Source organism: Aeromonas sp. ZOR0002, assembly GCF_963866995.1.
Lineage (GTDB): Bacteria > Pseudomonadota > Gammaproteobacteria > Enterobacterales > Aeromonadaceae > Aeromonas > Aeromonas caviae.
The window spans coordinates 1-8,811 of record NZ_CAWMFQ010000307.1; the positions used below are offsets into that span (position 1 = coordinate 1).

Genomic DNA, 8,811 nt, shown 5'->3' on the forward strand with positions numbered 1-8,811 from the left:
ACCAGCCACCACCAGGCGAGCTGCTGGCTGCCGTAGGCGAGGCTGCCCATCATCCAGAACATGAATTCCCGCAAGGCGCCGTCGTCGGCGAAATACATCAGCCAGGTCATGGCCGCATTGGTGAGGATGCCGATGGCGACCCCGAACAGCAGCAGCCGCCCATGGCCGAGCCGTGCCCGGCGTGCGAGACGGATGAGCAGCATGGTCACCACCAGGGCACCGCCAAAGGCCGCCAGCGACAGCCCCCAGCCCGGCAGATAGAGCCCGAGCCCCTTGGCCACCGCCATCGCCACCATGGCGGCGAGGCCAGCGCCGCTCGAGACGCCGAGCAGGCCGGGTTCCGCCACCGGATTGTGCAGCATCACCTGGAGCACGGCACCGCCGCAGGCAAGGGAGGCCCCCGCCAGCAGAGCCAGCAGGGCGCGCGGCAGGCGCAGCTCCAGCAGGATGCGCAGCTCCAGATCCCCCAGCGGCTGCCAGGGCAGCAGCACGAACTCCCCGAGGGCGAGGGAGAGCAGGAACAGGGCCAGGGTCAGCAGCGACAGCAGGAGCAGCCAGCGGCGCTGCCAGCGCTGCTGGCGACGGATGAGAGCGAGATACACGGGATCCCCAAGAAGCGAGGCCCGCCGGGGGGCAGGCAGGAAAGCTGCATGATAACAGCGCGTTACCACCCAAGGTCAAGGCTGGTAGGGCTTGGCCAGCGCCGCTATCTCGCCGCTCTCCACCATGGCTTGCAACGCCTGCGCCAGCTTGGAGCCCAGCTCGTGATGGGGTGAGTGCTTGCTCATCCCGAGGTAGAGCACCACCGGGTTGGGGGGCTGGAAGGGCGCCTTGACGAGGCCGGCGTCGTTGCGCTGGCTCAGGGCGTAATCCACCTGGCAGTCGGTCCCTATCATCAGGGGCAGGTGGCCCCGCTCCACCATGCGCTGCAACTGGTCTTCGGTGGGGACCCCGTGCTTGTCTAGCTGGGTGTCGCCATCGAAGGGGGGGAAGTAGGCGGAGTTGAGCACATAGCCAATCTCGCGGCCCCGCAGATCCTCGTAGCGCCTGAGACCTGCCACGGCGGCGGGCTTGCCATAGAAGGCAGGCCGGCACTGGTAATAGGACGGCTGCAGGTAGTCGATGAAGGCGGCCCGCTCCTCGGTGTGAGCCAGCCCTATCATCAGATCCACCTGACCGGTCTGCATCTGTTTGAGTGCCCGTCCCCAGGGCACCCGTTTGAGGGTGAGCACAATGCCGCTGCGTGCCTGCAACTGGCGCAGAATGTCGATATCCAGCCCCTGGAAGTCGTCGTTCTCTGCCAGCATGCGAAACGGCGGCCAGACATCGGTGGCCACCGTCAGGGTCGGCGCACCTTGCGCCCAGCAGGCAAACAACAGACAAAGCGCACCCCAGCTTGTCTTGCCCATCCAGCTTTCGCCTTCTTTTGTTACATCCTTGTGAGCTAAAAATACCCTCAAGCACCACTTATGAAAACCCATGGAGTCGAGATAAAATGCATTGATTTAAAAGGAGAACCTAATGAACCCCATCATGACCAGTATCGGCCTGCTCATCTGCAGCAACGTCTTCATGACGTTTGCCTGGTACGCCCATCTCAAGAGCATGAATCACAAACCCTGGATCATCGCCGCCCTGGTGAGCTGGGGGATAGCCCTGTTCGAATACCTGTTGCAGGTGCCCGCCAACCGCATCGGCCACACCGTGCTCTCCGTCGGCCAGCTCAAGATCCTGCAGGAGGTGATCACCCTCACCGTGTTCGTTCCCTTCTCCATCTTCTATCTGAAAGAAGATCTGAAGTGGGACTACCTCTGGGCGGGTCTGTGCATCCTGGGCGCGGTCTTTTTTGTGTTCCGCGAAAAACTGACCGGCGCCTGAGGCTGTACACTCAAGCCATTCATCATCCCCCAGCCCTTTGAGCGACGAGGCCCCTCATGGAATTGAGAGACATGCTGCAGATCCTGGCCAAACAGGACGGTTCCGATCTCTATCTCTCCACCGGCGCCCCCCCCTGCGCCAAGTTCAACGGCGCCCTGCGCCCCCTCACCCAGGAGCCCTTGGGGCCGGGCGCGGTGGCCCGCATCGCCTACGACATCATGGATCTCGAGCAGAAACAGCAGTTCGAGAAAGAGCTGGAGATGAACCTCGCCATCTCCCTGCCCCAGATAGGCCGTTTTCGGGTCAACATCTTCAAGCAGCGCAATGAAGTCTCCCTGGTGGCGCGCAACATCAAGACCGAGATCCCCCGCTTCGAGGATCTCAAACTCCCTCCGGTGCTCCTCGACACCATCATGGAGAAGCGGGGTCTGGTGCTCTTCGTCGGCGGCACGGGGTCCGGCAAATCCACGTCGCTCGCGGCCCTCATCGATCATCGCAACCGCAACAGCGGCGGCCACATCATCACCATCGAGGATCCGGTGGAGTTCGTCCATCGCCACCAGAAGAGCATCATCAACCAGCGGGAGGTGGGGGTGGATACCCGCAGCTTCCACGCGGCCCTGAAGAACACCCTGCGCCAGGCGCCGGACGTCATCCTCATCGGTGAAATCCGCGATCGGGAGACCATGGAGCATGCCCTCGCCTTCTCGGAGACCGGGCATCTGGCCATCTCCACCCTGCACGCCAACAACGCCAACCAGGCGCTGGATCGCATCATCAACTTCTTCCCGGAAGAGCGCAGACCCCAGCTGCTCAACGACCTTGGCAACAACCTCAAGGCCTTTGTCTCCCAGCGGCTGGTGAAGACCACGGACGGCGGGCGCCGGGCGGCGGTGGAGGTGATGCTCGGAACCCACACGGTGCGCGATCTCATCAAGCGCGGCGAGTTTGGCGGCCTCAAGGAGATCATGGAAAAATCCAGGGCCCTTGGCATGGTGACCTTCGACAGCACTCTGTTCGATCTGGTGGTCGAGGGGGTGATCGACGAGGAGGAGGCGGTGAAGAACGCAGACTCCCAGAACAACCTGCGCCTCAAGATCAAACTCTGGCGTGAGAAGGGCCAGATTGGCAACAGTGCGGCGGCGAGCGGCTGGAGCCTGGAGCCCACCAAGGACGAGGGCGACCTCTTCTGAGACGGGCCCGGCGGCCACGAAAAAGGGAACCCTCGGGTTCCCTTTTGCATGTGGGCAGGCATCACCCCTTCTGGATCAGCCCTATCTGGCCGGGCTCGCACCACTCGAACGTCACCTCTTCGTGCTTGCCGCAGCAGGAGCCGCCGCACACACGGGTCTCCCGCTTGGCGACGCGCCCCTTGCGCATCCAGACCCCGAGCATGGCCTCTACCGCATCCTCGGAGGTGTGGAAGTGGCGGGCCAGCGCCCGCCGGCTCACCTTCTTGTGCAGGGCCAGATAGTCCCCCAGTTCACGCAGGATCACAGAATACCCTCCCTCTCGGCGCACTCGTCCCTGACCATGAGCCCCTTCACAGGGTCACCACCTTGCGGGCGACGATGTCGCCGTGACGACGCCCCAGCCACCAGAGCAGCACCAGGGAGAGCAGATAGCTCAGGCTCCAGACCAGGCTCTGCGCCGGGTGGGCGGCGAAGGTCGCCAGTTGATAGAAGAGGGTGGCGCACAGGAAGGCGACGTAGTTGCACCAGGCGGCGGTGAACAGGGCCCACTGACGACCGGTCTCTCGCACCAGAGCCCCCATGGCGGCGGCACAGGGCATGTAGAGCAGCACGAACAGCAGGTAGGCAAAGGCTCCGGCCACGCCGTCGAAGTGGGTCTGCATGTTGCCGTAGGTGGAGGTGTCCACCTCCTGGGCCTCGGCTGCCGCCTGCTTGTCCTCCAGATCCCCCACCTTGAGCCCCATGGGATCGGCGGGGTCGATGTCCGCCAGGTTGGCGGGAATGGTGGCCAGCGCCGCTTTCAGGCTGCCCAGCAGGGAGTATTCACTCTCCTCCTCATCACCGGCGCCGCCGGCGTAGAGGCTGTTGAGGGTAGCGACCACCGCCTCCTTGGCAAAGATGCCGGTGAGGATGCCCACCGTGGCCTGCCAGTTGTCGTCCCGCACGCCTATGGGATGCAGCACCGGGGTCACGGACTGGCTCAGCTTGCTCAGCACCGAGTTCTCCTGATCCTGGTTGCCGAAGCTGCCGTCGGTGCCCAGCGAATTGAGCACGCTCAGCACCGCCACCATCAGGACGATGGTCTTGCCCGCGCCGAAGATGAAGCCCTTGAGTTTCTGCCAGGTGCGCAGCCCCACGTCCACCGGACGGGGCCACTCGTAATCGGGCATCTCCATCACCATGGAGTCGCTCTTGCCCGGCAGCAGGGTGCTGCGCAGGAAGAGGCCGGTGAGCACCGCCATCAGGATGCCGAACAGATAGAGACCGAACACCAGGTTCTGCCCCGACTCGGGGAAGAAGGCCACCGCGAACAGGGCGTAGACCGGCAGACGGGCACCGCAGGACATGAAGGGTGCCATGGCCGAGGTCATCAGCCGCTCGCGCTCCGACCCCAGGGTGCGAGTCGCCATCACCGCGGGCACGGTGCAGCCAAAGCCCATCAGCATGGGGACGAAGGCCTTGCCGGGCAGGCCGAGGCGACGCATCAGGGCGTCCACCACGAAGGCGGCGCGGGCCAGATAGCCGGAGCTCTCCAGCACCGCGAGGAAGAGAAAGAGGCAGCCCACCACGGGGATGAAGGTCGCCACCGTCTGCAAACCGGCACCCACGCCGTCCGCGAGCACGGCCCCCAGCCAGTCGGGGGCACTCATCAGCCCCAGCAGGTGGTGCACCCCGTCCACGAACAGGGCCCCCCCGAGGATGTCGAAGAAGTCGATGAAGGCGCTACCCACCTTGATGGCGAACATGAACATCAGGTACATCACCAGCAGGAAGAAAGGGATGCCCACCCAGCGGTTGAGCAGCACCCTGTCCAGCCGTTCGCTCTGGGCGACGGTGAGCTTGTCCTGATGACGGCACGCCTGCTGGCACCAGTGGTGGATATGGCCGTAGCGCAAATCAGCGAGTTGCAGGTCGATGTCCTGGGCGTGGTGGGCGCGACTCACCACGTTGTCGGCCGCCGCCTGCTGCCCCGCCGCCAGGGTCTCCTGCATGGCAATGTCTTCCTCCAGCAGGCGCAGGGCGCGGCCACGGCGATGCAGATGATGGGGGGCGAGCAGGGTCTCCAGCTCGGCGATGTCCCCCTCGAGGGGCTGACCGTAGTCGAGCACCAGGGCGGGCTGGGACTGGCCGATAAACTGGTGGATCCCCTCTTTGAAAGCCGCCACCTGCTGGCGATTGTGGGCCGAGAGCGACACCACGGGGCACCCCAGCGCCTTGGCGAGCAAGGCCTCGTCGATGGTGATGCGCCGCTTTTGCAGCAGATCCATCTTGTTGAGCACCACCACCATGGGCAGCCCCAGCTCCCGCAGTTGCAGGGTGAGGTAGAGGGAGCGCTCCAGGTTGGCGGCATCGATGACGTTGAGCAGCAGATCCGGCTGCTGGCGCTGGACGAAGCGACTGGCGATCTGCTCGTCCAGGCTCGCCTCCTGGTTGGCCAGGGCATAGATGCCGGGCAGGTCCACCAGGGTGTATTCCTGCCCGCGGGCAGCAAAGGCCCCCATCTTCTTGTCGACGGTGACCCCGCTCCAGTTCCCCACCTGCTGGCGGGAGCCGGTCAGGGCGTTGAACAGGGAGGTCTTGCCGCTGTTGGGATTGCCCACTGTGACCAGGTTGTAGCTCATACCGGCTCCACCTCGATTTGCTGGGCCAGACTCCGCTGCATGGAGAGGCAGATGCCTTGGCACTGGATCTGGAGCGGGTCCCCCAGGGGGGCGGCCCGCAGATAGAGGATCTCGGTCTGGGGCAGCAGCCCCATCACCATCAGCTTGCGCCGCAAGGCGCGGCCAAGGTGGTTCATGTGCGTGATGCGAGCGCTCTGTCCCGGCGACAGCTCTGTGAGTACCATGACGGGCTCCTGAAGTTAAACAAGAATAATTCGCTTTTAATGGGGGGATTATAAGCTGTGCCCTCAACATTTATTTGCGTAAAATCAAACTCCGCTTAGCTAACCGACAAAGTATTGCCATGAGTCACGACAACAACAGCCGCCTGGTCTACAGCACGGACGGCGGCATGATCAAGGAATCCGCCCCCGCCCAGCACGCCTCCCCCTTCCCCGCCGACGGGGTCGTGCGCATCCGCCGCGAGACCAAGGGACGCAAGGGGGCCGGGGTCATCAGCATCCACGGCGTTCCCGTCGACCAGCAGAAGGCCCTCGCCACCCTGCTCAAGAAAAAGTGCGGTACCGGCGGCGGTCTCAAGGAGGGGATCATCGAGATCCAGGGGGACAAACGGGACCTTATCAAGGCCGAACTGGAGAAGGCCGGCTTTCAGGTCAAGCTGGTGGGGGGATAATTCCCCATCCCGCGCCTTGCCTCACCGGGGGTTTTTCCCTAGAATGCCCGCTCCCATCGAGGGGGAGTAGTCTCGCCACGGACCCGTTCCGTGCGCGATCCTGATCAACATACTTGGTGCCAACTCACCATGGTCAGGGTGATCCGGGCAATGCCGGATTTGACAAGACCTTTGACGGGCCAGTGCCAAAACCGGGGACGGATGGCGCAGGCTTGTCTTTGGTTTATAACAATTCCGTCCCCCGGTCATTTTTATGGAAGCCTTGTTAACCTCCACCATCAGCGTTGCCATCGCCGAGATCGGCGACAAGACACAGCTGCTGGCCCTGTTGCTCATCTGTCGTTTTCGCAAACCCTGGCCCATCATCGCCGGCATGCTGGCTGCCACCCTGCTCAACCACGCGGGTGCCGCCTGGATAGGGGAATTCATCAGTCGCTGGATGGATCCCAAGGTGATGACCTGGCTGGTCGCTGGCGCCTTCATCGCCATGGCCGCCTGGATCCTGGTGCCGGACAAGATGGACGATGAAGAGAGTTCCCTGGACAAGTACGGCCCCTTCATGGCCACCTTCGTGCTCTTCTTCATCGCCGAGATCGGTGACAAGACCCAGATAGCCACCGTGCTGCTGGCAGCCAAGTACGACTCCCTGATCCAGGTCATCACCGGCACCACCCTCGGCATGATGCTGGCCAACGTGCCCGTGGTGCTGCTCGGCAAGCTCGGGGCCGACAAGCTCCCCCTCAAGGGGATCCGCATTGCCTGCGCCATCCTCTTTGCGGGGCTTGGCATCTCCACCCTGATCTTCGCCTGACCTCCAAAGAAGCCGGCGGGGGATCAGCGTGAGCACTGATCGCCACCGCCGCCCCGGACGTCCTTCAGGCCCCCTCCACACGGCGGGGGCCTTTTTAGTGCAAAGACATGGCCCCGTGCCGCGACCTGTGTCGCAGCGCCGACGGCGCCCCTGCCCCGAGACGCGGCGCCGTGCCATAATGCCTTATCTTTCAGGCATCACGGCTTCAGGAGCCCCCATGCACCTCACCTCAAGACAGACCCTGCTCGACTGGGTCAGGCGCGGCCGCCTGCCACGGGCCTCGCTGCCTGCCGCCCTGGCCCTGTGCGATCTGCCCCCCGGCCCTGCCCGCTGGCAGTGGCTGTTCGACAGGCTGCTGCTCTGGCTCGGCTGCCTCTGCCTTGGCGCCGGCCTCGTCTTCTTCGTCGCCTTCAACTGGCAGGCCCTGGGGCGCCTCTCACGTCTCGCCCTGCTGGAGCTGCCGTTGCTCGCCATGCTCCTGGTGCTCTGGCGCAAACCCATGAGTGACACCCCGCGCCAGGCCCTGCTGCTGGCCCTGGCCCTCAACCTCGGCGCCCTGCTCGCCCTGGTGGGTCAGACTTACCAGACCGGCGCCGACCCCTGGCAGCTCTTCGCCACCTGGGCCCTGATGCTGCTGCCGCTGGCGGCCCTTGGCAGAAGCCCGCTGCTCTGGACCCTGGCCTGGCTGCTCGGTCAGCTCGCCCTGGTGCTCTACTGGCGGCTCGGCCTTCTCGATCTCTTCTTCTCCTTCAACGAGGAGGCCCTCGGCTGGTGCCTGACCCTGCTCAACGCCGCCCTCTGGGGTCTGCTCATCCTGGTGCCCGCCCGCTACGCCCTGATGCCCTCCTGGCTCGCGGGGCTGGCCGCGGGGCTCGGCATCACCCTGCTTACCCTGCTGGCCCTGTTCGATGCCGCCTCTCCCTGGGTCTGGCCTGCCTGGCTCGCCTGGCTCGGCGCCGCCTACCTGCGCTGGCACCACAGGTTCATCGCCGGGCTCGCCATGGGGTGCCTGAGCCTCATCGCCGTGATCCTCGCGGCCCTTGGCAAGTGGATGGAGCCGGACATGAACGGCTTCTTGCTGCTGGCCCTCATCGCCATCGGCCTGTCGGTGATGGCCAGCCGCTGGCTGCAACAACAACGGAGGCAGCATGTCTGATCTCACCCCCTGGGAGCGCCTGCGTGCAGCCCAACTTGTGGAAGGGGATGCCCCCCGGGATGAACAGCCCCACTGGTCGGGCCGTTTTCTGCTCGGCATGGTGGGCTGGATAGCCGCCCTCTTCCTGCTCTTCTTCCTCTTCATGGCCTTCGAGCAGCTGACCCGCGACCCCAACAACGCCCTCACCATGGGGATGGTGCTGATGGCCGCTGCCCTCGGTCTCAACCGCATGGCGACCCGCAGCGATCTCTGGGATCAGTTTGTGCTGGCGCTGGCGCTGGCGGCAGATGCCTGGCTGCTCTACGGCCTGCTGGACAGGCTGGATCTGAGCGTCGCGTGGCTCTGGTTCGGGCTGACCGCCTTCTCCCTCGGGGTGGCCGCCCTGTTCGAGCACTGGCTGATCAGGCTGTTCCACAGCTTCGCCGCCGCCATCCTGCTCACCCTCGCCCTCGCCTGCCTCGGCCTGCACCTGCTGGCCC

General features: G+C 64.6%; 11 protein-coding genes. 6 read left to right on the plus strand and 5 right to left on the minus strand.

The features are described from left to right. Positions 1–602 (minus strand): iron chelate uptake ABC transporter family permease subunit (locus tag AACR77_RS16930; protein ID WP_042878518.1); only part of this gene is annotated, 602 nt, incomplete at its 3' end. Positions 603–677: 75 nt separating this feature from the next. Further along, positions 678–1,409 (minus strand): substrate-binding periplasmic protein, encoded by a 732-nt coding sequence (locus AACR77_RS16935; RefSeq protein WP_042878521.1) that lies wholly within the window; start codon positions 1,407–1,409, stop codon positions 678–680. A gap of 112 nt (positions 1,410–1,521) precedes the next feature. On the opposite strand from AACR77_RS16935, the gene AACR77_RS16940 reads away from it, so the two are divergent. Together AACR77_RS16940 and tapW are read left to right on the plus strand one after the other, a co-directional pair. Continuing rightward, positions 1,522–1,878 carry a DMT family protein gene (locus AACR77_RS16940; protein WP_010675200.1) on the plus strand — a complete coding sequence of 119 codons (357 nt, stop codon included), beginning with the start codon at positions 1,522–1,524 and terminating at the stop codon, positions 1,876–1,878. A 56-nt stretch (positions 1,879–1,934) separates the two neighbouring features. Beyond that, positions 1,935–3,071, plus strand: coding sequence for a type IVa pilus ATPase TapW (gene tapW, locus AACR77_RS16945; RefSeq protein WP_042878523.1), 1,137 nt, complete (start codon positions 1,935–1,937; stop codon positions 3,069–3,071). Positions 3,072–3,132: 61 nt separating this feature from the next. On the opposite strand, the gene AACR77_RS16950 is transcribed toward tapW, so the two are convergent. The 3 genes from AACR77_RS16950 to AACR77_RS16960 are packed head-to-tail and all read right to left on the minus strand — an operon-like array spanning position 3,133 to position 5,916. Continuing rightward, the gene (locus tag AACR77_RS16950) at positions 3,133–3,375 is read right to left on the minus strand and encodes a FeoC-like transcriptional regulator (RefSeq protein ID WP_042878525.1); all 243 of its coding nucleotides are present in this window, start codon (positions 3,373–3,375) and stop codon (positions 3,133–3,135) included. A 46-nt stretch (positions 3,376–3,421) separates the two neighbouring features. Then, positions 3,422–5,692: a Fe(2+) transporter permease subunit FeoB gene (feoB, locus tag AACR77_RS16955; protein WP_042878527.1), complete on the minus strand. Its 2,271-nt coding sequence runs from the start codon at positions 5,690–5,692 to the stop codon at positions 3,422–3,424. After that, positions 5,689–5,916, minus strand: coding sequence for a FeoA family protein (locus AACR77_RS16960; protein ID WP_010675204.1), 228 nt, complete (start codon positions 5,914–5,916; stop codon positions 5,689–5,691). Before AACR77_RS16960 ends, feoB begins: the two co-directional genes overlap by 4 nt. A 119-nt stretch (positions 5,917–6,035) precedes the next feature. Here AACR77_RS16960 and AACR77_RS16965 point away from each other — a divergent pair, with 119 nt between their 5' ends. The 4 genes from AACR77_RS16965 to AACR77_RS16980 all read left to right on the plus strand — a co-directional run. Continuing rightward, on the plus strand, positions 6,036–6,365 hold the full coding sequence (locus tag AACR77_RS16965; protein WP_010675205.1) for a translation initiation factor: 330 nt from the start codon (positions 6,036–6,038) through the stop codon (positions 6,363–6,365). Positions 6,366–6,618: 253 nt separating this feature from the next. Beyond that, the gene (locus tag AACR77_RS16970) at positions 6,619–7,176 is read left to right on the plus strand and encodes a TMEM165/GDT1 family protein (RefSeq protein ID WP_010675206.1); all 558 of its coding nucleotides are present in this window, start codon (positions 6,619–6,621) and stop codon (positions 7,174–7,176) included. 217 nt (positions 7,177–7,393) lie between these two features. After that, positions 7,394–8,332, plus strand: coding sequence for a DUF2157 domain-containing protein (locus tag AACR77_RS16975; RefSeq protein WP_042014993.1), 939 nt, complete (start codon positions 7,394–7,396; stop codon positions 8,330–8,332). Then, on the plus strand, positions 8,325–8,811 hold a 487-nt coding region (locus tag AACR77_RS16980; protein ID WP_042878530.1), incomplete at its 3' end, for a DUF4401 domain-containing protein. The genes AACR77_RS16975 and AACR77_RS16980, both read left to right, overlap by 8 nt.